At 66.9% G+C, this 683-nt stretch carries 2 protein-coding genes; both read right to left on the reverse strand.

The annotated features are described in order from the left end of the window. Nucleotides 1–107 precede the first annotated feature (107 nt). Nucleotides 108–371 carry a BrnA antitoxin family protein gene (locus AB4091_RS21800; RefSeq protein WP_442294995.1) on the reverse strand — a complete coding sequence of 88 codons (264 nt, stop codon included), beginning with the start codon at nt 369–371 and terminating at the stop codon, nt 108–110. Then, complete coding sequence (locus tag AB4091_RS21805; RefSeq protein WP_442294997.1) at nt 355–639, reverse strand: BrnT family toxin; 285 nt, start codon at nt 637–639, stop codon at nt 355–357. Before AB4091_RS21805 ends, AB4091_RS21800 begins: the two co-directional genes overlap by 17 nt. Nucleotides 640–683: the final 44 nt, after the last annotated feature.

A 683-nucleotide genomic window follows, 5' to 3' on the forward strand; every position in this document is an offset into this window, starting at 1 on the left:
TTCTGATTTTCCCAGCTTGCCGACCTGGCCGCTGGGGCGGCGTGGCAGGTGAGAGAGCTGCCCGTGCCACCTGGGCCGCCCCCGAGGCGTAGCGCCCGCCGGTCAGCTCACCGGGGCGGGGCCACGTCCGCTTCCAGCAGCATCCGCACATAGCGCGTGTAGGGGATGCCGCGGGCCTTGGCCTTGGCCTTCACCGCGTCGAGCAGCGCGGCGGGCAGGCGCATGTTCAGCGAAGCCGCCTTCGGCGCGAACTCGAACCGCATCGGCTTGAAGCCCGACAGGTCGTACTCGCTCAGGTCGGCCGTCTCCACGAACCGCTCCGCCTCGGCATCGCTGCGCAGGGACAGCATGGGCTTACCGGGTGCCTTCATGATGCGCGATCTCCTTCTGGTGCATGTAGCGGGCGCTGATGGGCCGCAGGCGGGTCTCTCCGTCGATCTGCCGCAGCATGAAGACCAGGAACACGTACCGGCCTGCTGCGGTCGTCCCGATGGCCCGCATCCGGGGTTCCTCGGGAAAGGGATCGGGCATCACCGCAGGCGTGCCCGACAGCACCTCCTCGATCTCCTCGCGGCTGACCCCGTGCTTGCCGCACTTCGGCCAGTTGCCCTCATCCCAGTCAAAGCCTGCGACCTGCATGAACGCTCAGAGATGATGTCTACACAAACGTAATGTAAGAGCCT

Origin of the sequence: Terrabacter sp. 2RAF25 (assembly GCF_052115265.1) — a bacterium.
Taxonomy (GTDB): domain Bacteria; phylum Actinomycetota; class Actinomycetes; order Actinomycetales; family Dermatophilaceae; genus Terrabacter.

Coding starts and splice junctions, on each gene's coding strand:
- AB4091_RS21805 (WP_442294997.1), bottom strand. CDS start 639: ATGCAGGTCGCAGGCTTTGACTGGGATGAGGGCAACTGGCCGAAGTGC.
- AB4091_RS21800 (WP_442294995.1), bottom strand. CDS start 371: ATGAAGGCACCCGGTAAGCCCATGCTGTCCCTGCGCAGCGATGCCGAG.